General features: G+C 71.7%; 26 protein-coding genes. 14 read left to right on the top strand and 12 right to left on the bottom strand.

The window, feature by feature from the left end; all coding sequences use genetic code 11:
* Positions 1 to 84: 84 nt before the first annotated feature.
* From C4T78_RS33870 to C4T78_RS33860, 3 genes are read left to right on the top strand one after another with little or no spacing between them, the layout of a single operon-like run.
* Positions 85 to 765, top strand: a complete 681-nt coding sequence (locus C4T78_RS33870) for a helix-turn-helix domain-containing protein (RefSeq protein ID WP_177247791.1) — start codon at positions 85 to 87, stop codon at positions 763 to 765.
* A 53-nt stretch (positions 766 to 818) separates the two neighbouring features.
* Positions 819 to 1,703: a hypothetical protein gene (locus C4T78_RS33865; protein WP_093357723.1), complete on the top strand. Its 885-nt coding sequence runs from the start codon at positions 819 to 821 to the stop codon at positions 1,701 to 1,703.
* Between the two features lie 47 nt (positions 1,704 to 1,750).
* Positions 1,751 to 4,894 carry an ATP-binding protein gene (locus tag C4T78_RS33860; RefSeq protein ID WP_093357725.1) on the top strand — a complete coding sequence of 1,048 codons (3,144 nt, stop codon included), beginning with the start codon at positions 1,751 to 1,753 and terminating at the stop codon, positions 4,892 to 4,894.
* Between the two features lie 48 nt (positions 4,895 to 4,942).
* On the opposite strand, the gene C4T78_RS33855 is transcribed toward C4T78_RS33860, so the two are convergent.
* Together C4T78_RS33855 and C4T78_RS33850 are read right to left on the bottom strand one after the other, a co-directional pair.
* Positions 4,943 to 5,761: an ABC transporter permease gene (locus tag C4T78_RS33855; RefSeq protein ID WP_093357726.1), complete on the bottom strand. Its 819-nt coding sequence runs from the start codon at positions 5,759 to 5,761 to the stop codon at positions 4,943 to 4,945.
* A gap of 145 nt (positions 5,762 to 5,906) precedes the next feature.
* Positions 5,907 to 6,854 (bottom strand): ATP-binding cassette domain-containing protein, encoded by a 948-nt coding sequence (locus C4T78_RS33850; RefSeq protein WP_093357728.1) that lies wholly within the window; start codon positions 6,852 to 6,854, stop codon positions 5,907 to 5,909.
* 103 nt (positions 6,855 to 6,957) lie between these two features.
* Between C4T78_RS33850 and C4T78_RS33845 the strand changes: the two genes are divergently transcribed.
* Positions 6,958 to 7,950, top strand: a complete 993-nt coding sequence (locus C4T78_RS33845; protein ID WP_093357730.1) for an endonuclease/exonuclease/phosphatase family protein — start codon at positions 6,958 to 6,960, stop codon at positions 7,948 to 7,950.
* Between the two features lie 77 nt (positions 7,951 to 8,027).
* Here C4T78_RS33845 and C4T78_RS33840 read toward each other — a convergent pair whose 3' ends face one another.
* The 5 genes from C4T78_RS33840 to C4T78_RS33820 form a co-directional block, all read right to left on the bottom strand.
* On the bottom strand, positions 8,028 to 8,336 hold the full coding sequence (locus C4T78_RS33840; RefSeq protein ID WP_093156509.1) for an antibiotic biosynthesis monooxygenase family protein: 309 nt from the start codon (positions 8,334 to 8,336) through the stop codon (positions 8,028 to 8,030).
* A gap of 131 nt (positions 8,337 to 8,467) precedes the next feature.
* Positions 8,468 to 10,408, bottom strand: a complete 1,941-nt coding sequence (locus C4T78_RS33835) for a YhgE/Pip domain-containing protein (RefSeq protein ID WP_093357732.1) — start codon at positions 10,406 to 10,408, stop codon at positions 8,468 to 8,470.
* Positions 10,405 to 11,085, bottom strand: coding sequence for an ATP-binding cassette domain-containing protein (locus tag C4T78_RS33830; RefSeq protein ID WP_093357733.1), 681 nt, complete (start codon positions 11,083 to 11,085; stop codon positions 10,405 to 10,407). The genes C4T78_RS33835 and C4T78_RS33830 overlap by 4 nt, the downstream gene beginning before the upstream one ends.
* Positions 11,086 to 11,525: 440 nt before the next feature.
* Positions 11,526 to 12,041, bottom strand: coding sequence for a 2'-5' RNA ligase family protein (locus tag C4T78_RS33825; protein WP_093357735.1), 516 nt, complete (start codon positions 12,039 to 12,041; stop codon positions 11,526 to 11,528).
* On the bottom strand, positions 12,041 to 12,946 hold the full coding sequence (locus C4T78_RS33820) for an iron-sulfur binding domain-containing protein (RefSeq protein ID WP_093357736.1): 906 nt from the start codon (positions 12,944 to 12,946) through the stop codon (positions 12,041 to 12,043). The genes C4T78_RS33825 and C4T78_RS33820 overlap by 1 nt, the downstream gene beginning before the upstream one ends.
* A 318-nt stretch (positions 12,947 to 13,264) precedes the next feature.
* Between C4T78_RS33820 and C4T78_RS33815 the strand changes: the two genes are divergently transcribed.
* A complete protein-coding gene (locus C4T78_RS33815; RefSeq protein ID WP_093357738.1) occupies positions 13,265 to 13,846 on the top strand; it encodes a hypothetical protein in 582 nt (193 codons plus the stop codon).
* 137 nt (positions 13,847 to 13,983) lie between these two features.
* Here the strand turns inward: C4T78_RS33815 and disA are convergent, their stop codons facing one another.
* The 3 genes from disA to C4T78_RS33800 all read right to left on the bottom strand — a co-directional run bounded on the left by disA (position 13,984) and on the right by C4T78_RS33800 (position 17,217).
* Entirely contained in the window at positions 13,984 to 15,081 is a 1,098-nt protein-coding gene (disA, locus tag C4T78_RS33810) for a DNA integrity scanning diadenylate cyclase DisA (protein WP_093357739.1), read from the bottom strand.
* Between the two features lie 2 nt (positions 15,082 to 15,083).
* The gene (radA, locus tag C4T78_RS33805; protein ID WP_093357740.1) at positions 15,084 to 16,454 is read right to left on the bottom strand and encodes a DNA repair protein RadA; all 1,371 of its coding nucleotides are present in this window, start codon (positions 16,452 to 16,454) and stop codon (positions 15,084 to 15,086) included.
* 190 nt (positions 16,455 to 16,644) lie between these two features.
* Complete coding sequence (locus tag C4T78_RS33800) at positions 16,645 to 17,217, bottom strand: copper chaperone PCu(A)C domain-containing protein (RefSeq protein ID WP_235863834.1); 573 nt, start codon at positions 17,215 to 17,217, stop codon at positions 16,645 to 16,647.
* Between the two features lie 288 nt (positions 17,218 to 17,505).
* Here C4T78_RS33800 and C4T78_RS33795 point away from each other — a divergent pair, with 288 nt between their 5' ends.
* The 7 genes from C4T78_RS33795 to rlmB all read left to right on the top strand — a co-directional run bounded on the left by C4T78_RS33795 (position 17,506) and on the right by rlmB (position 22,806).
* Positions 17,506 to 17,994, top strand: a complete 489-nt coding sequence (locus tag C4T78_RS33795; RefSeq protein ID WP_009947449.1) for a CarD family transcriptional regulator — start codon at positions 17,506 to 17,508, stop codon at positions 17,992 to 17,994.
* Positions 17,995 to 18,013: 19 nt separating this feature from the next.
* Positions 18,014 to 18,718, top strand: coding sequence for a 2-C-methyl-D-erythritol 4-phosphate cytidylyltransferase (gene ispD / locus C4T78_RS33790; RefSeq protein ID WP_093156522.1), 705 nt, complete (start codon positions 18,014 to 18,016; stop codon positions 18,716 to 18,718).
* Positions 18,715 to 19,197, top strand: a complete 483-nt coding sequence (ispF, locus tag C4T78_RS33785) for a 2-C-methyl-D-erythritol 2,4-cyclodiphosphate synthase (protein WP_177242038.1) — start codon at positions 18,715 to 18,717, stop codon at positions 19,195 to 19,197. The genes ispD and ispF overlap by 4 nt, the downstream gene beginning before the upstream one ends.
* 181 nt (positions 19,198 to 19,378) lie before the next feature.
* Positions 19,379 to 19,594: a hypothetical protein gene (locus tag C4T78_RS33780; RefSeq protein WP_093357742.1), complete on the top strand. Its 216-nt coding sequence runs from the start codon at positions 19,379 to 19,381 to the stop codon at positions 19,592 to 19,594.
* Between the two features lie 104 nt (positions 19,595 to 19,698).
* A complete protein-coding gene (locus tag C4T78_RS33775) occupies positions 19,699 to 20,379 on the top strand; it encodes an HAD family hydrolase (protein ID WP_093357841.1) in 681 nt (226 codons plus the stop codon).
* Between the two features lie 72 nt (positions 20,380 to 20,451).
* A complete protein-coding gene (cysS, locus tag C4T78_RS33770; protein WP_093357743.1) occupies positions 20,452 to 21,846 on the top strand; it encodes a cysteine--tRNA ligase in 1,395 nt (464 codons plus the stop codon).
* Positions 21,847 to 21,849: 3 nt separating this feature from the next.
* Positions 21,850 to 22,806, top strand: a complete 957-nt coding sequence (gene rlmB / locus C4T78_RS33765) for a 23S rRNA (guanosine(2251)-2'-O)-methyltransferase RlmB (RefSeq protein ID WP_093357744.1) — start codon at positions 21,850 to 21,852, stop codon at positions 22,804 to 22,806.
* Between the two features lie 100 nt (positions 22,807 to 22,906).
* Here rlmB and C4T78_RS33760 read toward each other — a convergent pair whose 3' ends face one another.
* Entirely contained in the window at positions 22,907 to 23,725 is an 819-nt protein-coding gene (locus tag C4T78_RS33760) for an LURP-one-related family protein (RefSeq protein WP_093357746.1), read from the bottom strand.
* A 213-nt stretch (positions 23,726 to 23,938) separates the two neighbouring features.
* On the opposite strand from C4T78_RS33760, the gene C4T78_RS33755 reads away from it, so the two are divergent.
* Together C4T78_RS33755 and C4T78_RS33750 are read left to right on the top strand one after the other, a co-directional pair.
* Positions 23,939 to 25,372 carry an MBOAT family O-acyltransferase gene (locus C4T78_RS33755; RefSeq protein WP_093357747.1) on the top strand — a complete coding sequence of 478 codons (1,434 nt, stop codon included), beginning with the start codon at positions 23,939 to 23,941 and terminating at the stop codon, positions 25,370 to 25,372.
* 143 nt (positions 25,373 to 25,515) lie between these two features.
* Positions 25,516 to 26,217 (top strand): PP2C family protein-serine/threonine phosphatase, encoded by a 702-nt coding sequence (locus C4T78_RS33750; protein WP_177247792.1) that lies wholly within the window; start codon positions 25,516 to 25,518, stop codon positions 26,215 to 26,217.
* Here the strand turns inward: C4T78_RS33750 and C4T78_RS33745 are convergent.
* Complete coding sequence (locus C4T78_RS33745) at positions 26,204 to 26,563, bottom strand: VOC family protein (RefSeq protein ID WP_093357750.1); 360 nt, start codon at positions 26,561 to 26,563, stop codon at positions 26,204 to 26,206. The genes C4T78_RS33750 and C4T78_RS33745 overlap by 14 nt on opposite strands.
* Between the last annotated feature and the right edge of the window lie 11 nt (positions 26,564 to 26,574).

Raw genomic sequence — 26,574 nt, 5'->3', positions numbered from 1 at the left:
GTGATCTACGCCACTCCTCGGCACGTTTCGCGGCCCGAGCGCCCCCGCCCTTACGCTGTCCGAGCGGGACGGAGGTGACCGCGAGTGGCGAACTACGCGGCCCGCCGCGGTGCCCGGACCGGAGCGACGGTGTGGCGCGTGCGGGCGGACGGGCCCCAGCAGCACATCGTGCCCGACGGCGTGCTGGATCTGATGTGGTTCCAGGGCCGCCTCGTGGTCGCAGGCGCCGACACCCGGGCGATGACCGTCCGGACGCGGCCGGGAGAGGTGACGTGGGGCCTTCGGCTGGCCCCGGGCGTGGCGAACGCGCTGCTGGGAGTGCCCGCGGACGAGCTGACGGACCGGCGGATCGAGCTGGCGGAACTCGTCTCCCCGCCGAAGCACCGGTCGTTCGAGGCCGACCCGGCCGATGCCCTCGAACGGGTGCTGCTCGACCTGTGGGCCCGGGCCGACCCCGACCGTTCGCTCCTGCGCATCGCGGCCTCGCTGGACCGCGCGGCCCGCGACGGGCTGAGCGTGCGGGAGACGGCGGATCGCCACGACCTCTCGGAGCGGTCGCTGCGCAGGCTCAGCGGCCGGCTCTTCGGCTACGGCCCCAAGTCGCTCGCGCAGATCCACCGCTTCCAGCGCGCGCTCCACCTCGCGCGATCGGGGCTGCCGCTGGGCGAAGCCGCCGCGACCGCGGGCTACGTCGACCAGGCCCACTTCACCCGCGAGGCCAAGCGGCTCGCGGGGCGCACGCCCGCTGCGCTCGCCCGCGCGTGACCGTGGCCGATTCGTCCAAGCCGGATCGGGGCCGCAGCTGGCAGAGTCCTCGCATGAGCATCGACCTGGGGCGCGCGAGGAAGTTCATGACCGCGCACGCGAGAGTTCTCGACCGGCGGCGTTTCGAGGCCCTGACCGGCGGCGACGCCGCTCGCGACGCGATCGTCAGCGGGCTCGACGCCTACCGGAACCCGGACGGCGGCTACGGGTGGGGCCTGGAACCGGATCTCCGCGCCCCGGAGAGCCAGCCCGGCGGCGCGCAGCACGCGCTCGAAGCGCTCGCGGACGCCCGAGCGAACTCCCCGCACCTCACGGCCCTGCTCGACTGGCTGAACGCCGCGACGCTGCCCGACGGCGGCCTGCCGTTCGCGCTGCCGATCAGCGATCCCGCGGCGTGCGCGCCCTTCTGGGCCCAAGCGGATCCCGCTGAGTCGTCGCTGCAGATCACCGCGGCCGTGGCGGCGCAGGCCCACCGGCTCGCGCGCTGGGACGGATCGGTCCTCGACCACCCGTGGTTGGAGACGGCGACGCGCTACTGCTTCGAGGCGATCCGACGGATCGACGAAGCCCCCTTCGCCTACGTCCTCTCCTTCGCGCTCCAGCTGCTCGACGCCGCTTCCGACACCCACCGCGAGGCGCGCGAGCTGCTCGATCACCTCGGCCGCTTCGTCCCGCCGGACGGAGCCGTCGCCGTCGTCGGCGGAGCGGAGGGCGAAACCCTCCACCTCCTCGACTACGCGCCCGAGCCCGGACGCCCGGTCCGCGATCTGCTGGACCCCGACGCCGTGTCCGCCGACCTCGACCGGGTGGAACGGGGCCAGCGCGAGGACGGCGGATGGGCCGTGGACTTCACCGGCTATTCCGACGCGGCGGCCCTGGAATGGCGCGGCTACGCGACCGCCAATGCGGTCTCGGTGCTGCGCAGCAACGGCCGGTAACGGTTAAAGACGAGCACCGGAGCAGGCATCTTTGAGAAGCTGGGCAGGTGCGTGTCGCTCTCCTGGGGCCATTCCGGCTGACCGCCCCCGACGGCCGGACGGTCGACGTGGGCGGCCTCCGGGTGCGCACGCTCCTCGCGCGCCTCGCGCTCGAAGCCGGCCGCACCGTCGCCACCGAGCGGCTCATCGCCGACCTCTGGGGCTCCGCCCAGCCGGCCGGCGCGCTCAACGCGCTCCAGTCGCTCGTCTCCCGCGCGCGCCGCGCGCTCGACGGCTCGCTGACGCTGCGCTCCGACCCGTCGGGCTACGCCCTCCTGGTCGATCCCGACGACGTCGACGCCGACCGCTTCGCGCGGCTCGCGGCCGATGGCCGCCGCCTGCTCCGCGACGGCCACGTCGACGCCGCCGCTGCCTCGCTCCGCGAGGCGCTGGCGCTCTGGCGCGGCGGCGCGCTCGCCGACTTCCTCGACGCTCCGTTCGCCGAAGCGCAGGTGGCGCGGCTGGACGAGCTGCGCCTCACGGCGCTCGAAGATCGCATCGAAGCGGATCTGCGCGCTGGGCACCAGGTCGACCTGGTGCCCGAGCTGCAAGGCCTGTGCGCGCGCTACCCGCTGCGCGAGCGGCTCACCTCGCTGCGGATTCGCGCGCTCTACGCCTGCGGCAGGCAGCCGGATGCGCTGGCGGTGTTCGAGGCGTTGCGACGGCGGCTGGACGACGAGTTCGGCGTGGAGCCGTCGCAGGAGCTCAAGGACTTGCAGCTCGCGATGCTGCGCGGTGATCCGGCGCTCGCGCCGAAGCCGGAGCCGCGCCGGTCGTCGAGCCCTGCCGTGCTGCCGACGCGGTTGAGCAGCTTCGTCGGCCGGGAGCGGGAGATCGAGCGCACGCGGGCGGAGCTGGCCGATGCCCGGCTGGTCACGCTCTTCGGACCGGGCGGCGCGGGCAAGACCCGGCTGGCCACCGAAACCGCGGCCGGGGTGTCCGACCGGCGGGTGTGGTTCGTGGAGCTCGCGCCGCTGCGCGACGAGCAGGACCTGACATCGGCGGTGCTGACCGCGCTGGGCATCCGCGAGAACCGGTTGCTGGAGGGCCCGAAGACGCACGCCTTGAGCCGGGTGGGGGAGCTGCTCGCGGCGGAACCGACGTTGCTGGTGCTGGACAACTGCGAGCACGTGATCGGCGCCGTCGCCGAGTTCGCCCAGGAGGTCCTGGGCCGCTCGCCGCAGCTGCGGGTGCTCGCCACGAGCCGCGAGCCGCTCGCGGTGGCCGGCGAGCGGTTGCTGCCCGTCGGCCCGCTGGAGCTGCCGGAATCCACCGCTGCGGCGCGGGAATCCGCAGCGGTGCGGCTGTTCGCGGACCGGGCGTCGGCTGCTCGCCCGGGGTTCGCGCTGGACGAGGACAACATCGGTGACGTGGTGGAGATCTGCCGCCGGCTGGACGGCATGCCGCTGGCGATCGAGCTCGCCGCGGCCCGGCTGCGGGCGATGAGCGCGCGGCAGATCGCCGACCGGCTGGACGACCGGTTCCGGTTGCTCACCAACGGCAACCGCACCTCGATGCCCCGCCACCGGACGCTGCGCGCGGTCGTGGAGTGGAGCTGGGACCTGCTCACCGAGCAGGAGCAGACGTTGGCCCGGCGGCTGTCGGTGTTCGCGGGCGGCGCCACGCCGGAGGCCATCTCCGGGGTGTGCGCCGATGCCGAGATCACCGGCGGCGACGCGTTCTACGTGCTGCTGTCGCTGGTGGAGAAATCCCTGGTGGAGGCGGTGGATTCGGGCCTGGGCATGCGCTACCGGATGTTGGAGACGGTGCGCGCCTTCTGCGCCGAGAAGCTCGACGCGGCGGGGGAGGAGGACGCGCTGCGCTCCTCGCACGCGGCGTACTACGTCGAGTTCTCCGAGAGCATCGCGCCGAAGGTGCACGAGGCCGACCAGATCGACTGGATGGAACGGCTGGACGCCGATCACGACAACATCATCGCCGCCCTGCACTGGGCCACCTCGTCCGGCGACGCGGACCGGGGGATCCGGCTGGTGGCGGCGTTGTGCTGGTACTGGTCGATGGCGGCGCAGCACGAGGAGCTGATCGGCCGGCTCAACGCCGTCGCCGAGCTGCCGGGCGCGGCCCCGGCGGCGAGCCGGGCGGTGGTCGGGCTGATGCGGCGACTGGTCGCCGAGGAACCGGACTGGTTCACCCGCCTGCGCGCCGCGGTGACCGAGGTCCGCGACACCGGCGCCCGATCGCGGTACCTGTACGCGGCGATGATGGAACCGATGGCCTGGATGCTCTGCGGCGAACTGTCCGAAATGGAGCGTTGCGTCGAGTCCGCGCTGCAGGACGCGCACCCGTGGGCGCGCGCGGCCGGTCTCTACTGCCGGGCCTGGGGTTTGGAGCACACCGGGAATCCCGGACCGGCGGAGGAGAACATGCTCGCGTCGCTGGCCGAGTTCCGCGCGATCGGCGACCGGTGGGGCACCGCGAGCACGATCCAGAGCCTGGCCGAACTGCGCTCCCAGCGCGGCGACCACGGAGGCTCGATAGCGGCGCTGCAGGAATCGGCCGCGACCCTGCGGGAACTGCGCTGCACCGACGACCTGGTGTCGGTGCTGGCGCGGATCGGCCTCGAACGGCTGCGCGCGGGCGATCCCGCGGGCGCGGAGGAAGAGCTGCGCCGGGCCGCGGAATTCGGCCAGAACGCGTTCCCGCACCACCGGATCGGTGCGCTGAGCGGCCTGGCCGAGGTGGCGCGGCAGACCGGGGACTTCGCCGGGGCGTGGGAGCGGATCGCCGAACTGCGCGAGCTGGTCGGCGACATGACCGTGACGCCGCAACCGCTGCGGCAGCTGGTCAAGATCTGCGAATCCCGGCTGCACGCCTCCGAGGGCGACTTCGACGCCGCGCGAGCCGGACTGGCCGAAGCGCTGGTCACCGGCCTGGACCTCCGCGACATGCCGATGACCGCCGCCATCGCCGAGCAGGCGGCGAGGACGGAATTCGCGCAGGGGCGGCCGGAACCGGCGGCGCGGCTGCTCGGCATCGCGGTCGCGCTGCGCGGCCAGCTCGACGAAGGCGACCCGGAGGTGCGCGACCTCCTGCACACCTTGACCGGGAGCTACGACGCCGAGCGGGAGAAGGGCGCGGCCCTCTCCCGCGAAGCCGCGTTCGAGGAGTTGCGCGCGGCGCTGGGCGCGTGACCGGGTTCCTCCCGCCCCCCAAGTGCGGGAGGAACCCGGCCGTGCGGTTCAGACCCGCCGGCGGTAGGCCCACATCGCCAGCGGGAAGAACACCGCCACGATCGCCACCATCCAGATCGCGGTGGCCGTCAGCGGGCCGAGGACCGGGCCGCCGATCATCAGGCCGCGAGCGGTGTCCGCGAGCTGGGTGACCGGGTTGATCCCCACCCACGCCTGCAGCCAGCCCGGCATCGTGTGCGTCGGCACGAACACGTTGCTGCCCATGGTGAGCGGGAACATGAACGCCATCGCCACGCCCGGCAGCGCCTGCTGGCTCTTGATCAGCATCCCCAGGAACACCGTGATCCAGCACATCGCCAGCGCGAAGGCGATCACCACGACGATCGCGAGCAGCGCGGACAGCGGATCGGTCTGGATCCGGAAGCCCATGATCGTGGCGAACACCAGCAGCACCGCCAGCGACACCAGGTAGCGCACGATGTCACCGAGCACCGCGCCGATCAGCGGCGCCGAACGCGCCACCGGCAGGCTGCGGAACCGGTCGAAGACGCCCTTGTTGATGTCGGTGTTGAGCGCCATGCCGGTGCCGAGGCTGCCGAAGACCATGTTCATCGCCATCACGCCGGGCAGCGTGACCTGCAGGTAGGAACCGGTGTCCCCGGAGATCGCGCCGCCGAAGAGGTAGACGAACATGACCAGGAACAGGATCGGCTGGATGGTGACGTCGATCAGGCCCTCGGGCGACTTGCGGATCTTCAGCACGCTCCGCCCGGCGAGCGTCAACCCGTGCCGAAGCGTGCGCAGCGGCCCAATGCTCTCGGGCGCCGCCGCAGCAGCGGCGGGCGTGCGTTCCAATGTGGCAGTCACGCGGCAGCCCCGCCTCTCCGCGATTCGCAGTGGTGGTTGCGTTGAGAGTTGATCGCGCGTTTCGCCGTTCCTCGTGGCTGGGTTGCGTCACGTTCCCCCGGGGCGCGGTTGCGCGGGGCTTGGGTGGGCACAGAGCTGAGATGACTCATGCCGCCTCCTCGGCTGGTTTTCCGGTGATGGCCAGGAACACCTCGTCCAGGCTCGGCAGGCGCAGCGCGAGCTCGTCCGCCGTGATGCCCGCGTCGTCCAGGCGGCGGACCAGGGTGGACAGCAGCACCGGGTCGTCCACCGGGGCGGTGAGCAGCCCGCTCTCGTCGTTCACGGCCGGTTCGGCGCCGGTCAGCTCGGTCAGGATCCGGCGCACCGCGGGCACGTTCGCCAGATCGGTCGGGCGCACCTGCAGGGTCTGCCCGCCGGTCCGGCGCTTGAGCTCGTCGGCGCGGCCGTCCGCGACGACCCGGCCGTGGTCGATCACGCTGATCCGGTCGGCCAGCTGATCGGCCTCCTCCAGGTACTGCGTGGTCAGCAGCACCGTGACGCCTTCGCCGGTCAGGTCGCGGACCATGTCCCAGACCTGGTTGCGGCTGCGCGGGTCCAGCCCGGTGGTCGGCTCGTCCAGGTAGAGGATCTCGGGGCGGCCCACCAGGCTCGCGGCCAGGTCCAGGCGGCGGCGCATCCCGCCGGAGTAGGTCTTGATCGCGCGCCCGCCCGCGTCGGTCAGGCCGAACCGCTCCAGCAGCTCGGCGGCGCGCGCCTTGGCGTCGCCGCGCGGCATCTCCAGCAGGCGGCCGATCAGCACCAGGTTCTCCACCCCGGTCAGCTCCTCGTCCACCGAGGCGTACTGCCCGGTCAGCCCGATGCGGCTGCGCACCGCGACCGACTGCCGGAGCACGTCGTAGCCCGCGACGGTCGCGGTGCCGGCGTCCGGCCGGAGCAGGGTGGCCAGGATGCGCACCGTGGTCGTCTTGCCCGCGCCGTTCGGGCCGAGCACGCCGAGGATCGTCCCGGCGGGCACGGCGAGGTCGACCCCGGCCAGCGCGGTGGTGGAGCCGAAGCGTTTGACCAGGCCTTCGGCCTGGATCGCGTATGACATGCAACCTCCTCAAGGGCTTGCGCATCCCACTATCCGAAGGGGCGCTGACAGCGCGCGCACAGCGCGCTGACAGGCTTGGTGAGCCGGATGACAGGGGGCGCGAGTGACGCGGACGTTGGTCGAACAGCCGGAAGAGGAGCTGGATCCGCGAAAGCCGGGCGGGCGGCTGCTGACCGCCCTGCTGGTGCTGCTGAGCCTCGGTTTCCTCGCTTGGGCGGCGCTGCCGCTGGGCGGACTGGAGTTCGACCGCTACACCGTGGCGCTGGTGGCGCTGACCCCGTACGCCGTGCTGGTCGGCGCGGTGCTCACGCTCTTCGGGCTGCTGTTGCGCCGCTGGCTGACGATGCTCGTCGTCGGCCTGGTGACGGTGCTGCTCGTGCTCTCCGTCGCGCCGCGGACGATGTCGAGCGCGGCTCCGGCGCAGGGCACCGAGCTGCGGGTGCTGTCGGTCAACGCCTACTTCGGTCAGGCGGACGCGACGGCGGTGGTGGAGCTGGTGCGGCGGCACGAGGTCGACGTGCTCAGCCTTCAGGAACTCACCCCGGAGCTGGTGGACCGCCTGGACCGCGCGGACCTGGGCGCCGAACTGCCGCACCGGGTGTTCAGCCCGGGCCCGAAGGCGGACGGCTCGGGCATCGCGGCGCGCTACCCGCTGCGCGAGCTGGACCTGGTGCCGGAGTCGACGCTCGCCCAGCCGTCAGCGCTGCTGGACCGGCCGGGCAGCCCACCGGTGGAGATCGTCGCGGTGCACCCGCTGTACCCGATGGGGCGCGACACCTACGACGTGTGGCGGCGCGAGATGACCGAGCTGGGGCAGCTGCCGCTGAACGGCACGCCGCGAGTGCTGGCGGGCGACTTCAACGCGACGCTCGACCACTCCCGGCTCGGCGACCTGATCGGCCGCGGCTACACCGACGCCGCGGCGGCCACCGGCGCGGGGCTGAGCGCGACCTGGCCGAAGGGCTGGTTCCCGCCGCCGGTGACGATCGACCACGTCCTCACCACACCGGAGCTGACCCCGCAGGCCTTCGAGGTCTTCCCGCTGCCGGGCGCCGACCACCGCGCGATCCTCGCGACTCTGCGGTGGCGCGGCTGAGGCGGAACCCTCGCGCCGGGGACGGGGTCCGTGAGCGTTTTGGGGCGCTCTGACACCCCAAAACGCTCACGACCGGATCACTTCTCCGGGTAGGACTCCTGGACCAGCTCGAACTCGAGCAGGCTGGACCCGGAGGCGACCGGGTTCTTCGCCTCACCGGCGTGCGCGGCCTTCGCCGGGCCCGACGCCCAGGCCTGGAACGCCTCCTCGGACTCCCACTTCGTGTAGACGAAGTAGCGGTTGTCGCCCTTCACCGGGCGCAGCAGCTCGAACCCGAGGAAGCCCGGCGCGCTGTCCACCGAGCCGTGCCGCGAAGCGAACCGCTTCTCCAGTTCCGGACCAGCACCTTCGGGAACCTCGATCGCATTGATCTTCACAACAGCCATGTAGCCAGACTACGAGCCCGGAAGGGCGATCGGCGACCTCGGCAACTCGGTCTTCGTCCTTTGAAGCGCCGGAGGCGTTCGGCCCACCGTCGCAGCCCGCACCGCTACGCAGAACGAGCCCGGGAGCAGGCTCAAAGCTCGATCTGCGGATGCAGGCGGGCCACCGACCAGGTGCGCTGCTTCTGCACGACCAGCGTGGTCAGCAGCAGGAAGACCACCAGGAATCCGCCGAGCACCACGGCGTCCTCGAGCAGGTGCTGGACCTCGCCGCCGGAGATCGTCACCCGCAGCCCGTCGACCAGGTAGCTCATCGGCAGGAACGGGTGCACCGCCTGGAACGGCGCCGGAGCGGTCTCCATCGGGTACAGCCCGCCGGAGGCGGTGAGCTGGATGATCAGCAGCACCAGCGACAGCAGGTCGCCGACCGCACCCAGCGCGGTGCGCAGGAAGTGGTCTATCGCCACGAACGCGAGCGCGGCCAGCGAGACCAGCCCGAGCGTCCACCACAGGTGCACCGGGTCCAGGCCCAGCCCGAAGTCGACCACCGCGTACAGCACCAGCCCGCCGAGCACGCCCAGCGCCGCGGCGGGCAGGAACCCGGCCAGCGCGATCGTCCACGCGTTGACCCGGTCCGCCATCGCCCGCTGGTTCACCGGCTTGAGCAGCAGGTACGCGAACAGGCCGAACACCCACAGCGCGATGGCGAAGAAGAACGGTGCCAGCCCGCGCCCGTAGACGTGCGCCGGGTTGATGTTCTCCACGTGGATCTCGGTCGGCGAGCCCAGCACGTCGGCGGCCTGCGCGACCTCGGTCGGGTTCGTCGGCGGGATCTTGCCCAGCGTGTCGTCGACCAGCCCCTGCAGGGACCTGGCGCCGTCGTTGAGCTGCCCGGCGCCGGTGTGCAGCACGCCGCTGCTCGCGGCCAGCGTGTTCAGCCCGTTGGTGATGCCGAGACCACCACCGGCCAGCTCCGCCGTGCCCGCGCGCAGCGTGTCGGCCGGTGCGGTGATCGCGCGGACCTGGTTCTGCAGCGGGCCGAGGTTGTTCTGCAGCGCGAGCGCTTGGCGGTTGGCGTCCTGCGCGGTGGCCAGCGCTTTCTGCGCATCGCCGTCGGCCGTGGCCGACGAGTCGGCGAGCTTGCGGGAGATGTCCAGCGCGCGCTGGTAGACGGAGTCCTGCGCGATGTCGGGGTGCTTCTCGCCGAGCTCCTCGACGGCCGCGCGGCCCTCGGCGGCCCGCTGGTTGAGGAACCCGGTGGTGGTCTTGATCGCGCTCAGGCTGTTGACCGCGACGTTGCTCGCGTTGACCAGCGCGTTCACCGCTCCGGGCAGCCGTTCGGCGGTGAAGTCGGTGATGGCCCTCAGCTGCTGGTCGAGCTGGGCGCTCGCGTCGGCGATGCTCTGCACGCCTCGGGTGATCTCGCCGGTGCCGTCGCGCACGCCGTTGAGCCCGGTGGTGAGCGCGGCGGTGCCCTGCTTGCTCAGCTCGGTGCCCTCGACCAGCTGCTTGGACGCCTCCGACGCCAGCTGCAACTTCTGCCGCGCCTGGTCCAGCTCGCCGTAGAGCGCGCGGGCGTAGGTGGCGTGCGCGGCCGCGTTGATCTGGTTCTGCAGCTCGGTCTTCACCGTGTCGGCCATGATCCCGACGATGAAGCCGTTGGCGTCGTTCTTGACGATGTGCAGCGCCGCCCGCTCCGGGTTGCGATCCGCCGCCGTGGCCAGCCGCGCGCTGAAGTCCGACGGCACCTCGATGGTGAAGTAGTAGGTGCCCTCGGCCAGCCCGCGCCGCGCGTCGGCGGCGTCCACGAAGTGCCAGTCGAAGGTGTCGGTCGCCTTGATCTGCTGGACGAACTGCTCACCGGCGTTGATGTGCTCGCCGCGGCTGTCCACCGGCAGGTCGGAGTTCACCACCGCGACCGGGACCTGGCCCAACTTGCCGTAGGGATCCCAGTTCGACCACAGGTACAGCGAGCCGTACAGCAGCGGGACCAGCACCAGCACCAGCGGCACGAGGCGGCGCAGCGGTCCGCGGAAGCGCCGCAGCTCCAGCCAGGCCAGGGTGAACGCTTTCACGGCGTGTCCTCCTCCAGCAGGTCGAGCACATCGGTGGGCCAGTCCTGCTCGCGCGCGGGGAGGTGGATCACCTCGACGTCTCCCGACGGCGCGTCGGCGGCGCTGGCCAGCACCGTCATCCCGGTCCGGGTCACCTCGTGCAGCGCCGCCCACACCCGCGCCCGCGACGGCAGCGGCAGGCCGACGTCGACGTCGTCGACCAGGATCCCGGCGGGCGAGGGCGCGATCGCCAGCGCCACCGCGAGCAGCAGCCGGTCGGCCGGGTGCAGCTCGTCGATCAGCGCGGACCGGTCGGGGGCCAGGCCGAGGAGGTCGAGCGCGGCGTCGATGGAGCGATCGGAAGCGCCGCTGATCAGGCGGCGCTCGAGGATCGCCTCCCGCACCCGGTGCTTCTCCTCCAGCTCGTAACCCGGCCGCAGCCGAGCCGGGCGGATCAGCTGCCGCACCGCCTTCGCCTGGGCGGGCAGCACGTGCCCGGAGACGTCCAGGTAGCCCGTGATCAGCGGCAACCGGCCGGACAGCGCGAGCAGCAGCGAGGTGCGCCCGGTCCCGGAAGGACCGGCGATCACGGCGAGCGCCCCGGCGGAGACCTGCAGGTCGAGGTTGGCGAACACGACGCCCTCCGGTCCCTTGGCCGCGATCCCGCGGCCGAGGATGCTCACGCCGTCGACGTCCATGCGTCCTCCTACCGGGTGCGAGGTGCTGATCCAAAGTGGCCCGTCACCAGCAACTCGGCAACTCGTGATCGAGAAGAAAGTCCACTAAGGACCAAATGCCCGACCCACCCGATCCCTCCCGACCCACCCGTGCCCCCTCCCGACCCGACCGTGCCCTCCCGACCCGACCGTGCCCTCCCGACCCGACCGAGCCCACCCGGACCCTCCCGACCCGACCGAGCCACCCGGGCCCTCCCGACCCGACCGGCCCCCGCGGCGCCTCCGCCACTCCGCCGACCACGACCCCGCAATTTCAATGGAAATCACATCGTCGATTTCAATGGAAATTGCGGTCCGACGGCGTGTCGGGACCCAACGCGCCGTCGGCGTGTCGGTGGTTGTGCAATTTCAATTGAAATTAGACGTCCAATTTCAATTGAAATTGCGTGGTCGCCGGGCGCTCAGCGGGGCAGGACGGTCTCGGATTCCCCGGTTCGGGTGTCGACGATCGCGACTTCGCTGATCGCGGCGCGGACGGCGGTCGGCGGCTGGAGCGCGCGGAAACCCGTTGCGAGCTGGTCGTCGGTGATGCCCTGGGCCAGGGTGCAGTGCGGGATCCAGGCACCCGGGAAGTAGTAGGCCGACGGGTTCTGCACCCGGCCCGCCAGCGCGTCGTGCACCGCGGAGTGCACCGCCAGCAGCTCGGCGTCCACCACCGCTCCCAGCAGCAGCTTCCGCTCCTCGCCGGGGAACGTGCCGAGCGTGTGCAGCCAGAGGTCCGGGACGGACAGCAGCTCCAGCTCGGCGCGCACCGCCTTGCGGGCGGCGGGCGGGATGCTCCCCGCCGCTGCCAAGGTCACGTGCGGTCGGTGCTTGCCCGCCGGGCTCGGCACGCCCGCGTCGTCCAGCCGCTGCCACAGGCCGCGGATCTCCGACTCGGTGCGGTCGTCGAAGAAGAACACCAGCGCGTGCGCCATCAGTGCTCTCCGGGCAGCGCGAAGCGGCCGTCGTCGGTCTGCTCGACGAGCCCGTCGACCAGCAGCGAGTCCAGGCAGCGGTCGCGCTGCCCGGCGTCGGACCACACCGCGTCCAGCTGCTCGCGCAGCACCGGGCCGGTCGAGCCACGCAGCACGTCGAGCAGCTTGCCGCGCACCTGGCGGTCGGTGCCCGCGAACTTCTGCACCTTCTTCGGCGGGCCCGCGTAGGCCGGTCGCCCGGCGTGCTGCCAGGCGCAGTCGTGCGCGATCGGGCACGACTCGCACAGCGGCGAGCGCACCGTGCACACGACCTGCCCGAGCTCCATCAGCGCGGCGGAGAGCTTCGCCGCGGAGGCGTCGTCGTCCGGCAGCAGGACGTCGACGTCGTTGAGATCCCGCTTCGTCGACGGCGGCCCGGCATCGCCCGCGCCGTGCACGGCTCGCGCCACCACGCGCCGCACGTTCGTGTCGACCACGGGAGCGCGCTTGCCGTAGGCGAAGGCGGCCACCGCGCGGGCGGTGTAGGCGCCGACGCCCGGCAGGGCGAGCAGGGTGTCCACGTCCGACGGGACGACGTCGCCGTGCTCGGCCGCGATGGTCGCGGCGGCCTCGTGCAGGCGCAGCGCGCGGCGCGGGTAGCCGAGCTTGCCCCACGCGCGCAGCACCTCGCCCTGGGACTCCGCGGCCAGGTCGGAGGGCAGCGGCCAGCGCCGCATCCACTCCTCCCAGATCGGCTGGACCCGGTTGACCGGGGTCTGCTGCAACATCGTCTCGCTGACCAGCACGCCCCAGCCCGTGACGCCGGGTGCGCGCCACGGCAGCGGGCGGGCGGTGGCGGCGAACCAGTCGATCAGCTCGACCGGGTTCAGCGGTGGGACGACGGGATTCGCGGCGGAGGTCTTCATGGCACTGCCGATCCTGCCAGGCCCCCGGATCCAGCGAAGAACCACGCCCGAACCGACACGCGCAGTAATCCTCCAGCCACCACGACCTCGAACGAACACAGCCTTGACCACCAGCGCGAACACCGCCACGACGGCGAGGAGGTGCCAATTTCGCACGAAATTGACCATCACCCGGGTGAGCGTCGATTTCGCGAGAAACTGACGCGGCTCGCTCGGCCGGGTGGTTGCGGTGCGGTGGGGGTGGATTCGCTGATTTGCACCCGATCAGGTGATCATCGGCAGCGCCGTTCGGAGTAGTCGCCGCGTTACTGTCGATCCGTGCTAGATCCGAACGGGCCGTTGCCGCCAGCCGTGTACTGGCGTCGCCGCGTGGTGGCGATCGCCGCGGTCCTGCTCGCGGTCGCACTGGTCGCCTGGGGCGCGGTGCTGCTCGTGAGCGGATCGACGCCGCAGCCGCAGGCCGCGCCGCCGGCCGCGCCGGTCGCGATCGCGGCCGACGAGCCGCCGCCGCAGTGCCCGGACGAGGCGGTCCGGGTGGTCGCGGAGGTCGCCCGACCCGAGTTCCGGGCCGGCGACAAGGTTCCGATGAGCATCGTGATCACCAACGCGGGCGACCGCCCCTGCGTGCGCGACACCAACCGCATGCTGCGCGAGCTGACCGTGACCTCGCAGGCGGGCAAGCACGTGTGGTCCAGCAACGACTGCTACGCGGAGTCGACCAACGAGCAGCCGCTGCTGCAGCCCGGCCAGTCGGTCCGCAACGACGTCGAGTGGTCCGGCCTGACGTCCACTCCGGACTGCGGCCCCGACCAGGCCAAGGCCACCGAGGGCCTGTACCGGCTGGTGGCCAGGCTCGCGTCGCTCAACAGCGCCCCGGTCGAGTTCCGCCTGACGCCCTGATCCGCTCGCAGGGCTTGTTCGTGGTCGCTTGGCGGAACCTGAGCGCTTCCCCGGGCTCTCCTGATGTACGAACGCGCGGCGGGCCGTCCTCGCCAGCCCCAGGTGGTCGATCGCGGACGGCCACGCCGACAGCGCTTTCAGGCGAACGGGTCCACGATGGACGATTCGGCCAGCCGGGACAGGCCTTCGCGGACCAGCCGGGCCTTGGCGTCGCCGAGCCCCTCCACCTCGCCCAGCTCGTCCACCGACGCCGCCAGCAGCCGCTGCAGCGACCCGAAGTGCTCCACCAGCCGCCGCCGAGCGATCGCCGGAAGCCGCGGCACCCGGGCCAGCAGGCGGTAGCCGCGCGGGCTCAGGTGCTGGTCCAGGGCTTCCGGCGAGTCCGGGTAGCCGAAGGCGGCGGCGATCGCGGTCAGGTCCAGCAGCTCGGTCGCGTCGAGCTTGTGCAGGGCCGCTTCCACCTGCTCCGACGTCGGCATCGCGCCGCTGGTGGGCAGGTACTCCTGCACGATCAGCTCGCGATCCAGGTCGGTGCCGTCGCGCTCGGCGCGGGTGCCGCGCAGCGGGCCGACCAGCTCGTCGAGCTGCAGCTCGATCAGCCTGCCGTCCACGCCGAGCTCGACCACGTCGCCCTCGATCTCGTCGGCGATCCGCCGCACCATCTCCATCCGCTGCACGACCGTCATCGCGTCGCGCAGCGTCACGTAGTCCTCGATCTCCAGCGCCGACAGCGCCTGCGCGACCTCGGCCAGCCGCGCGGTGTAGCGCTCCAGCGTGGCCAGCGCCTGGTTCGCGCGGGAGAGGATCTCCGGCGAGCCGATCAGCACGTGCCGGTGGCCCTGCGTGTAGACGCTGATGATGCTCATCGACTGGCTCACCGACACCACCGGGTAGCCGGTCTGGATCGCGGTGCGCTCCGCCGTGCGGTGCCGCGTGCCGGACTCCTCGGTGGGCGTGCTCGCGTCGGGCACCAGGTGCACGTTGGCCCGCATGATCCGCCGGGCGTCGGTGGACAGCACCACCGCGCCGTCCATCTTCGACAGCTCGCGCAGCCGGGTGGCGCTGAACTCGATGTCCAGCCGGAAGCCGCCGTCGCAGAGCGCCTCCACGGCCGGGTCGTAGCCGAGCACGATCAGCCCGCCCGTGCGGCCGCGCAGGATGCGCTCCAGGCCGTCGCGCAGGGCGGTACCGGGTGCCAGGCGGGCCAGCGTGGCGCGCAGCGCCTCGTGGCTCATCGTCACCTCACGATCTTGAGCGCGTCGCCGATGTTGGACACCACCGTGGCACGCACGCCCTTGGGCAGCGGACCCGAGTCCGGCGGCACCAGCGCCCGGTCGAAGCCCAGCCGCGCGGCCTCCGCCAGCCGCCGCCCGACCCCGTTGACCCGGCGGATCTCGCCCGCCAGGCCCACCTCGCCGATCACCACCAGGTTCGGCGGCAGCGGCTTGCTCTTGCGCGAGGAGGCGATGGCCATCGCCACCGCGAGGTCCGCGGCGGGCTCGCTGACGCGCTGGCCGCCGACCGTCGCGGCGAACACGTCGTGATCGCCGGTGGGGATCTTGCCGTGCTTGCCCAGCACGGCCAGCGTCATCGACACCCGCGCCGAGTCCAGGCCGCTGACCGACCGGCGCGGCATCGCCATCTGGGTGTGCATCAGCAGCGCCTGCACCTCGACCAGCAGCGGCCGCTTGCCCTCGACCATGACGGTCACCGCGGTGCCGTCGACGACCGATTCCTGCCGGTTGATGAACAGGCCGGAGGGGTCGGGCACTTCGGCGATGCCGTCGTCGCGCTGCTCGAAGCAGCCGACCTCGTCGGCGGGGCCGAACCGGTTCTTCACGCCGCGCAGCATCCGCAGCGCCGAGTGCCGGTCGCCCTCGAAGTGCAGCACCACGTCCACCAGGTGCTCCAGCACGCGCGGACCGGCGACCGCGCCGTCCTTCGTGACGTGCCCGACCAGCACCACCGGCAGCCCGCGCTCCTTGGCCAGCGCGACCAGCGCGGTGGTGACCGCGCGGACCTGGGTGACGCCGCCGGGGCTGCCCTCGGCGTCGGGCGACTGCACGGTCTGCACCGAGTCGACGATCAGCAGGCCGGGGCGCACCGCGTCGACGTGCCCGAGCACGGCGGAGAGGTCGCTCTCCGCGCCGAGGTAGAGCTGCGGGTGCACCGAATCCGTCCGCTCCGCCCGCAACCGAACCTGACCTGCGGATTCCTCGCCGGTGATGTACAGCGACGGACCGCGCGCGGAGCTGGTGGCCCAGCGGTGGGCGACCTCCAGCAGCAGTGTGGACTTGCCCACACCGGGCTCGCCGGCCAGCAGCACGACCGCACCGGGCACGATGCCGCCGCCGAGCACCCGGTCCAGCTCGTCGATGCCGGTGGACACCGCGCGGGCCGAGTCCAGGTCGACCTCGGCGATCGGCCGCGCCGGGGTGGCCGGGGCGCCTGCGCTGACCTTGGCCAGCGCGGGCCGGGCCGGTGCGGCCTCCTCGACGGTGCCCCACGCCTGGCAGCCCGGACAGCGCCCGACCCACTTGGCGACCTCGTGGCCGCAGTCGGCGCAGCGGTAGGCGGGACGGGCGGCTCGGGCGTTCTTGGGCGGCACCCGGCGAGGCTATCCGCCCGCGACGACACCTCGCCCCACGACGTCCGCCTCGGCCGTGTTCCCGCAGGTCAGAACCCGTGAGCGTATTGGGGTGCCATAGCGCCCCAAACCACTCACGGGTCACCACCAGCGGAAACGCAGATCGGGCCGCCCGCGCGGTGCGGACGGCCCGATCCGGGAAGCTGGGAGGTCAGTGACCGCCGCCGCCGTGCTCCTCGGGGCGCGGCGAGTGGTCGATGCCGATCGGCACCTGGACGGTGACCGGGCCGGCCTTCTCGAAGACGAAGGTCACCGGGATGGTCACGCCGGGGGTGATGTCCTGCTTGAAGCCGTTCAGCGTGATCTGCACCTGGCGGTTCCCGACGGCCTCGGCCTGCGCCTTCAGCTCGGCGGAGGCGCCGGTGGCGTGCAGGGCGGTGCGGCTGGGCAGGTCGGTGACGCCGCCGATGGTGGCCGGCGCGGTGGTGTAGCTGCTGGTGACCTCGACGAGCTTGTCGTTGACGCCCTCGTTGGCCAGCACGGCCTCCAGCGGCGCCGAGGACCCGGCCGGGTAGACCGTGCCGGTGCTCGGGAAGGTGAACATGGCGTTGCGGACGGCGATCTTCTGCACATCGCCGTTCCCGCCGTTCACGGCGGCGACCTGGGTGTCGGTCTCGGTCACCTGACCGGCACTGCACCCGGCGAGGGCAACGACGGCGCCGAGCCCGAGTGCGGCCGGGATCAACCGCAGGCGGACGGCCTTGTGGTGCTGAGGGCGGCTCACGGTTGCAGCGTCCTTCCTGATTGCCGGACAACCAGGTGGAGCTTAATGCCCCGCCCGCGCGGGGGTGCCCCAGGGTCTTGCCGAGCTACGCATGGAGCGCCCGCCGATCCGGCCGACAACGGTGTCCACAGTGGACGATTTCAGTGGGCCGAAAGGTCGCGCCTTGCACGTTCGGGTGCCCTTTGTCAACCCCAGTCCATGGCTTGACCTGCGAATACGGGCGATGGGGCTTCGAGGGCGAGTTGCCCGGCGTGGTAAAGTGGGCATAGCGAAAGGGGCAGAGGACACATGGTTTTCAAGGTCGGAGAGACCGTCGTCTACCCGCATCACGGTGCCGCACTCATCGAAGCAATCGAGACTCGTGTGATCAAGGGCGAGGAGAAGCAGTACCTCGTCCTCAAGGTCGCGCAGGGCGACCTGACCGTGCGCGTTCCCGCGGACAACGCCGAGATCGTCGGCGTCCGGGACGTGGTCGGCCAGGAGGGTCTCGATCGGGTCTTCGACGTGCTGCGGGCCCCGCACACCGAAGAGCCAACGAACTGGTCTCGACGGTACAAGGCCAACCTGGAGAAGCTCGCCTCCGGCGATGTGAACAAGGTGGCCGAAGTGGTGCGCGACCTCTGGCGACGCGAGAAGGATCGTGGCCTGTCCGCAGGCGAGAAGCGGATGCTGGCGAAAGCCCGTCAGATCCTGGTGAGCGAGTTGGCGCTGGCCGAGGGGACTGACGAGGGCAAGGCGGAAACCCTGCTGGACGAAGTCCTCGCCACTGCGGTTTGATCATCGGGAACGAGCGAGCGTGAGCGTAGTCGCGCTGGTCCCCGCGGCAGGCCGCGGGGTGCGCTTGGGGTTGGGGATGCCCAAGGCGCTGGTTCCGGTGAACGGTGAATCGTTGTTGTTGCGCGCGGTCCGCGGCCTGCTGGCCGCGGGCTGCGTGCAGCACGTCGTCGTGGCGGCCCCGCCCGACCAGGTCGAGCTGGTGGCCGCTGAGCTGGCCGAGCTCCCGGCCGCGCACGTGGTGCCCGGGGGATCGGAGCGAACTGATTCGGTGCGCTTGGCGCTCGACGTCGTCGGGCGGATCGCACCGGACGCGCGGGTCGTGCTGGTGCACGACGCCGCGCGTGCTTTCACCCCGGCCTCGGTGATCCGGGACGTCGTGCGGGCGGTCGAGCAGGGCGCGCCCGCGGTGATCCCGGTGCTGCCGGTGTCGGACACGATCAAGCGGGTGGACGAGTCCGGCGACGTCGTCGCGACCGTGGACCGCGCCGAGCTCCGGGCGGTCCAGACCCCGCAGGGCTTCGCCATCGACGTGCTGCGCGAGGCGTACGCGGCGGCCGGTGACATCGCCACCGACGACGCCGGTCTCGTGGAGCGGATCGGCGGCAAGGTGCACACCGTCGCGGGCCACCCGGACGCGCTGAAGATCACCACCGCGTTCGACCTGGCCGTCGCCGAGTCGGTGCTGGCCGCGGGCGCCCCGCAGAACACTGGAGAGCTCGCGTGACCGAACTGCTTCCCCGCGTCGGCCAGGGCGTCGACGTGCACCCGGTCGAGCCCGGCCGCGACTGCTGGGTCGCGGGCCTGCTCTGGCCGGACGTCGACGGCTGCGCCGGCCACTCCGACGGCGACGTCGCCTCGCACGCGCTGTGCGACGCACTGCTGTCGGCGGCCGGGCTGGGCGATCTCGGCGCGGTGTTCGGCACCGACGACGACCGCTGGGCGGGCGCGCACGGCGTGGACTTCCTGGCCGAGGTGCGCGAGCGCGTCGCAGCGGCCGGTTTCCGCATCGGCAACGCGACGGTGCAGGTGATCGGCAACGCGCCGCGCATCGGCAAGCGCCGCGAAGAGGCCCAGCAGGTGCTCTCCGAAGCGATCGGAGCGCCGGTGTCGGTCTCCGGCACCACTTCTGACGGCCTGGGCCTCACCGGCCGCGGCGAAGGCATCGCCGCAGTCGCCACCGCCCTGGTCTTCCCCACCGCCTGAGCCCCGTCGCTGCTCTCCGCCCCGGGTGAACGTCGATCGGCATCCGTCCGGCCGAGGGCGCAGCGAGCAAGGAGCCGCCGAGTAACGGGTTGGTAGCCCGGCGTGACGGGTTGGCGGAGTCAGGGAAAACTCAGGGGCCGCGATCTGGAATGCCGGGGTCGGTGCGCGCCATGCTCGACGCATGGTGATCGAGCGGAACCGGTGGGTGCGTCGGCTGCTCGTAGTGCAGCCGATCGTGGTGTGGCCAGTGTCGTTCGTGCTGTGGTCCGGAGGCGGTGGTCTCGGGCTGGCGCTGGCGGTGGTCCTGTTGTGGGTGAGCGCGGCGATCTCCGTCGCGGGGATCGTGGTCCCGATGCGCGGTGTCGATCGCTGCCGCGATTCCCGGAGGGCGGCGTGATCCCGGTTCCGGGGCCGGGCGCGGGGAAAATCCGGTAATTCAACGCAGGTGAGCTTGACCGCATGTCGGTGCCGGGTCGCTCCGGCACCTCTACCTTGGGCGTCGTGACTCTGCGCGCGGTGCTCTTCGACTTCTCCGGCACGCTGTTCCGCCTCGAGGAAGATCCGTCCTGGTACGCCGATCTCACCGATGCCGACGGCGCCCCGTTCGACCTGGCCGCCCAGGCCGAGATCATGCGGCGGATGACCGCTCCCACCGGGCAGATCGTCCAGCTCGATGCCGAGTACCAGCACGCCTGGGACAACCGCGACCTCGATCCCGAGCTGCACCGCAAGGTCTACGTCGAGGTGCTGCGCAGCTCCGGCGTCCAGGACGGCGAGGCCGACGGGCTCTACGAGCGCCTGATCGACCCCGACTACTGGACCGAGTACCCGGACACGGCCGAGGTGCTGCGCAGGCTGCACACCTCCGGCGTGAAGGTCGGCGTGATCAGCAACATCGCCTTCGACATCCGTCCCGCTTTCGAGCGGATCGGTGTCACCCAGTACGTGGACGAGTTCCTGCTGTCCTACCTCGAGGGCGTCATCAAGCCGGACCCGAAGATCTTCCTGCGCGCCTGCGAGCGGCTGGGCGTGGAGCCGTCGGAGGCCCTGATGGTCGGCGACAGCGAAGAGGCCGATGGCGGGGCCGCCGCGGTGGGTTGCCAGGTGGCGATCGTGGAACCGACGCCCACCGCGCAGCGCCGCGACGCCCTGCTGACCGCCGCGGGCGACTTGCTGCGCTGACCGTCACTGCGGTCTTGACGTGACCGCCCCTGTCGTGATTCGGCGCGGACCGGCCCCCGTACCATCGGGGTTGTGAGCCTGCACCTGCATGACACCGCGACCCGCACGACGCGCGAATTCCACCCGCGCTGCGCCGGAGTGGCGTCGATCTACGTCTGTGGTGCCACGGTGCAGGGCGTCCCACACGTCGGCCACGTCCGCAGCGGCCTGAACTTCGACGTGCTCCGCCGCTGGTTGCAGCACCACGGCTACGACACGCGCCTGGTCCGCAACGTGACCGACATCGAGGACAAGATCCTCACCAAGGCCGCCGAGGCGGGGCGGCCCTGGTGGGAGTGGGCCGCCACGCACGAGCGCGCTTTCGAGCGCGCCTACGACCAGCTCGGCTGCCTGCCGCCGTCGGCGCTGCCCCGCGCGACCGGGCACGTCACGCAGATGATCGACCTCATCCAGCGCCTGATCGACAAGGGCCACGCCTACGCGGCGGGCGGCGACGTCTACTTCTCGGTCGCCTCCTACGCCGACCACTACGGCAAGCTGTCCGGGCAGCGCCTCGACGAGGTGCAGCAGGGCGAGACGCTGGCCAGCGGCAAGCAGGACCCGCGCGACTTCACGCTGTGGAAGGGCGCCAAGCCGGGCGAACCGAGCTGGCCGACGCCGTGGGGCAACGGCCGGCCGGGCTGGCACCTGGAGTGCTCGGCGATGGCCACCTACTACCTGGGCAGCGAGTTCGACATCCACGGCGGCGGGCTCGACCTGGTCTTCCCGCACCACGAGAACGAGATGGCGCAGGCCAACGCGGCAGGCGACGGGTTCGCCCGGTACTGGATGCACAACGCCTGGGTGACGATGAGCGGCGAGAAGATGTCGAAGTCGCTCGGCAACGTGCTGTCCATCCCGGAGGTGCTCAAGCGGGCCCGCGCGGCCGAGCTGCGGTACTACCTGGTCACCCCGCACTACCGGTCCAACCTCGAGTTCTCCGAGGCGGGCCTGTCCGAGGCGGTGGCCACCTACCGCCGCATCGAGTCGTTCGTGCGGCGGGTGGGGCAGCGCGCCGGGGCCGTCGAGCCCGGCGAGGTGACCGCCGAGTTCGCCGCGGCGATGGACGACGACCTGTCGACGCCGCAGGCGATCGCGGCGGTGCACAACGTGGTCCGCGAGGGCAACGCGGCGCTGGACCGGGGCGACGACGAGTCGGCCCGCGGCGCGGCGGCGTCCGTGCGGGCGATGACCGGCGTGCTCGGGCTGGACCCGCTGTCCGAGCAGTGGGCCGAGGACTCGGGCGCGGACGACGCCGCGCAGCGCGCGCTCGGCGACCTGGTCGACGCCATGCTGGAGCAGCGCAAGCAGGCCCGCGCGGAGCGCGATTTCGCCACCGCCGATCTGCTGCGCGACCGGCTGCTGGCCAGCGGGATTGCCGTCGAGGACACCCCCGACGGTCCGATGTGGACATTGAAAGACGGGTAACACGTGGCTGGCAACGACAAGCGCCGCGGCGGCATGCGCAAGACCAACAAGAAGGGCATGGTCGTCGGCTCCGGCGGTCAGCGGCGCAGGGGGCTGAAGGGCAAGGGCCCGACGCCGAAGGCGGAGGACCGCGTCAGCCACCCCGCGAAGCGGCGCGCGGACGCGCGCTCGAAGGCCGAGCAGCAGCGCGCGAAGCGCCAGGCTGCGGCGGAGACGCAGCCGGAGCTGGTGGCCGGGCGCAACCCGGTGGTGGAGTGCATCCGCGCGGGTGTGCCCGCGAGCGGGCTGTACGTCGCGCAGGGCATCGACATCGACGACCGGGTCACCGAAGCGGTCCGGGAGGCGAAGGCGCGCGGCATCTCGGTCGTCGACGTCCCGCGCGTCGAGCTGGACCGGATGACCAACAACGCGATGCACCAGGGCCTCGCGCTCCAGGTGCCGCCGTTCAAGTACGCGCACCCGGAGGACGTGCTCCAGGCGGCCTACGACTCCGGTCTGCCGCCGCTGATCGTGGCCCTCGACGGCGTCACCGACCCGCGCAACCTCGGCGCGGTGATCCGCTCGGCGGCGGCCTTCGGCGCGCACGGCGTGATCGTCCCGCAGCGCCGCAGCGCCGGGATCACGGCCGTGGCCTGGCGGACGAGCGCGGGCACGGCGGCGCAGCTCCCGGTGGCCAAGGCGGTGAACCTGACCCGCACGCTGAAGGACCTCAAGAACGAGGGCCTGATGGTGATCGGGCTCGACGCGGACGCCGACGTGACCTCGGACGAGCTGGAGCTGGCGACCGGGCCGCTGGTGGTGGTCGTGGGTTCGGAGGGCCGGGGCCTGTCCCGCCTGGTCCGCGAGACCTGCGACCAGACGGTCTCGATCCCGATGGCAGCGGGCATCGAGTCCCTCAACGCCTCGGTGGCGGCCGGCGTGGTCCTCTCCGAGGTGGCGCGTCGCCGCCGCATCAGCTGAGTCGTCCTTGGTGCCGTGAGTGTTTTGTGGGGCTATAGCACCCCAAAACACTCACGGCCCAACCCACCACCAAACCTTCCCCACCACCGAGCTCGGGCCGCTACTGCTGCTGGCTGGCGATGGTGTCGAAGGTGAGGGCCGAGGCCAGGACCATGCTCAGGAGCGGGTCCTGGAGCGGGCGGTGGATCTGCAGGACGTAGTTGTCCGCCGTGGTGAAGGCGGCCTTCGCCAGGCCCTGCCAGGTCTTGGTGATCTGGCCGATCTGCTGGTCCGCGTGGTCGACGATCTTGATGTCCCACGCGCGCAGGTTCTCGGCCCGCATGCCGCCGATGCGCTGGCCGCCGATCTCGAAGTCGAAACGGGGCTTGCCCCAGACGTTCGCCAGCTTGATCTCGCCGACCGGTGACTGGTCCGGGCGCTGCACCTGGACCTTGCCCTTCCACACGGTGGCCGGGCGGGTCAGCAGCAGCACCGGGCGACCGGTGACGTCCCGGATCTCCAGCTTGACCGTCATCAGCGAGTCGAGCTTGGTCAGCACCCGCAAGGCCTTCTGCGCGCCGCTCTGGCCGGTCTGCACGACCGAGCCGAGCTGCCGTCCGTGCTGGTCGTAGATGGCGTACTGGTTCGACATCTCGATCAGCTTCGCCTGCTGGTTGATCACCAGCACCGGCTCGGTGAACAGGGTGCCCCCGCCGCCCGCGACCGGCCCGCCGACCCCGGCGCGCTGCTGCACCTGCTGCTGGATGGACGCGGCGTCGCCGGTCCCGCCCACGGAGAGCTCCAGCTCGGAGCCGTCGCCCTGCGGCGGTGCCGGTGCCCGCGCCGGCTGCACGTGCGGGGTCCACTGGTGGCCGTCCCACCAGCGGACGTAGCGCTGATCTGCCTGGTCTGGGTACCAGCCCGGCGGGGGAGCGTTCATGAGTCCCAGGCTAGGTGATCCGCGCGGCGGCCGTCCCCGGTTCGCCGGTGCGCCCGCGAACTCGTTTCGCCTGGTCAGGACAAAGCGGATCAAAGCCCGGTTTTGACCCGTTCCGTTTCGGCACGGTGACGTTCCGGGCTCGGCTAGAGTCCGATTCAGCAATCCTGAAGTGCTCCAAGGGGAGGCGAGGGCCTCCCGTACTCCGAGGCCCCGATGTCGTTCGCAAGCCCCCTGTTCCTCTGGTACTTCCTGCCCGCTGTGCTGGCGGCAGTGCTGATCGCGCCGCGCGCCGGGCGCAACGCCGTGGTCGCGGTGGCCAGCCTGCTGTTCTACGCCAGCGGCGCGGGCGGCACCACGCTGCTGCTGCTGGCGTGCATCGTGGTGAACTACTTCGCCGGTCTGCGGCTGGAACCGGTCGAGTGGGGCTTCGAGCGGAACCGGCGCCGATGGGTGCTGATCGGCGCGGTGTCGTTCAACCTGGCGATCCTGGCGGTGTGGAAGTACGCCGGGTTCGCCACCGAGCAGCTGGCGGTGCTCAGCAGCTGGTTCGGCGGCGACTTCCCGGTGCTGGAGCTGGCGCTGCCGATCGGCATCTCCTTCTACACGTTCCACCACATCTCCTACGTGGTGGACATCTACCGCGGCGAGCGGCCCGCGCTGCGCAACCCGGTCTCGTTCATCACCTACATCGCGATGTTCCCGCAGCTGGTGGCGGGTCCGATCGTGCGCTACCGGGAGATAGCCGACCAGCTGCCGCAGGAGCGCACGCACCGGCTCGACGACATCGCGGCCGGGTTCCCGCGCTTCGCGTGGGGGCTGACGAAGAAGGTCGTGATCGCCGACACGCTGGCGCCGATGGTGGACGCCTGCTTCGCGACGCCGGACGAGGACATGACGTTCGCGATCGCCTGGCTCGGCGCGATCGGCTACGCGATGCAGCTGTACTTCGACTTCTCCGGCTATTCGGACATGGCCATCGGGCTGGGCCGGATGCTGGGTTTCCGGCTGCCGGAGAACTTCGCCCGGCCGTACTCCTCGGTGACGGTCACCGAGTTCTGGCGCCGCTGGCACATGTCGCTGTCGCGCTGGTTCCGCGACTACGTCTACATCCCGCTCGGCGGCAACCGGGGCGGCCCGGCCCGCACCTACCGCAACCTGGCGATCATCTTCGTGCTGACCGGCTTCTGGCACGGTGCGGCCTGGACGTACCTGGTGTGGGGCCTGTTCCACGGCCTGCTGCTGGTCGTCGAGCGGCGGTTCGGCTGGGCCCACGCCCCGTCCGACTCCCGGGCCCGCATCGCCCGCCGTGCGCTGACGATGCTGCTGGTGGTGATCGGCTGGGTCTTCTTCCGCTCGCCTGACCTGACCAGCGCGTTCGTCATGCTGGGGCACATGCTGGTCCCGGACTTCGCGGGCCTGACCGACATCGTGGCGGCGGCGGTGACCAACCAGCGCCTGGTGTTCCTGCTGCTGGCGCTGGTGGTGGTCTTCCTCCCGGCGAACGCGGGCACCGGCCCGTTCCTGGAGTCGGTCCGGACCCGCCGGGCCAAGGCCCTCCGCATCGGCGTCCTGACCCTGGGCCTGGGCTACTCCGGCCTCCTCGTCGCCACCGGCTCCTTCAGCCCCTTCCTCTACTACCAGTTCTGAGGTGTTTGACTCTTCTTCGTGGGACGGGGCGGGGGCCGGTGTGATCTGCGGACTCGGATTGCGAGATCGTGCGAACCTCAGCGGGCGGTGGCCGTCTTCCGATCGAGCAGTTCGACCGGTCAACCCAACGGAGGGGATCCGAAGTGAGCAGCACGCTTGTCGCCGGGGCGGCGACGCACCAGGGCGGACGCAGGAACAACCAGGACGCGGTGGTCGTCGGTGACGGGCTGTTCGGGCTCGCGGACGGGGTGGGCGGGTTGTCGAGCGGGGAGGTCGCCAGCAGGCTCGCGCTGGACGCGCTGAACGCGGACTTCGCCACCGATCGCAGCTCCGCCGGGCTGCTGCACGCCTGCCAGCAGGCCAACCGGGCGGTGCTCAGACGCGCGGACCGCGAAGCGGTGACCATGGGCACCACGCTGGTCGCCGTGGCGATGACGACCGACGCCGGCGTCGTGGCCGCGCACGTGGGCGACTCGCGGCTGTACCGGCTCCGCAACGGCAACCTCGAACTGCTGACCCGCGATCACACCGTCATCGCGGAGCTGCTGCGCGCGGGGGCGGTCAGCGAGGACGCGGCCGACGAGCACCCGCACCGGAACGTGCTCACCCGGGCGATCGGCGTCGGCCCGGAGGTCGAGGTCGACCGCATCGAGCTGTCCTGCCTGCCGGGGGACCGGCTGCTGATCTGCTCGGACGGCCTGTTCAAGACGCTGTCCACCGAGGAGATCGAGGAGATCCTGAGCTCGGAGCCGAACCCGCAGGACGCCGCCGAGCAGCTCGTCGCGGCCGCCGTGGAGCAGCACTCCGACGACAACGTCAGCGCGGTCGTGGTCAACGTCGAGTAGCTCCGAGGTGGACCGAGTTGCCGTCGGGGTCGGCGACGGTGGCCACCCGCTCGCCCCACGGCATGTCCTGCGGCTCCCGGCGGACCGGTGCGCCTGCCGCGCGCAGCTCGGCCACGGCCCGGTCGACGTCGTCGGTGTAGAGCCACAGCGCGAAGTGCTCGCCGATCTCAGCCTTCGCGTCTCGTGCGAGACCGAGCTTGAGATCGCCGGAGCGGAGCGTCACGAACTCCGCGTCGCCCTCGGCGGGGAACCGGTACTCCGGCCGGAAGCCGAGCAGGTCGCGGTAGAAGCGCATCGCCCGGTCGAGATCCGGGCTGGACAGGATCGGGAACGCGTCGCGGTACATGCGCGGACGCT

Origin of the sequence: Saccharopolyspora kobensis (assembly GCF_900108315.1) — a bacterium.
GTDB classification, from domain to species: domain Bacteria; phylum Actinomycetota; class Actinomycetes; order Mycobacteriales; family Pseudonocardiaceae; genus Saccharopolyspora; species Saccharopolyspora kobensis.
This window is presented reverse-complemented; position numbering and strand designations above follow the sequence as displayed.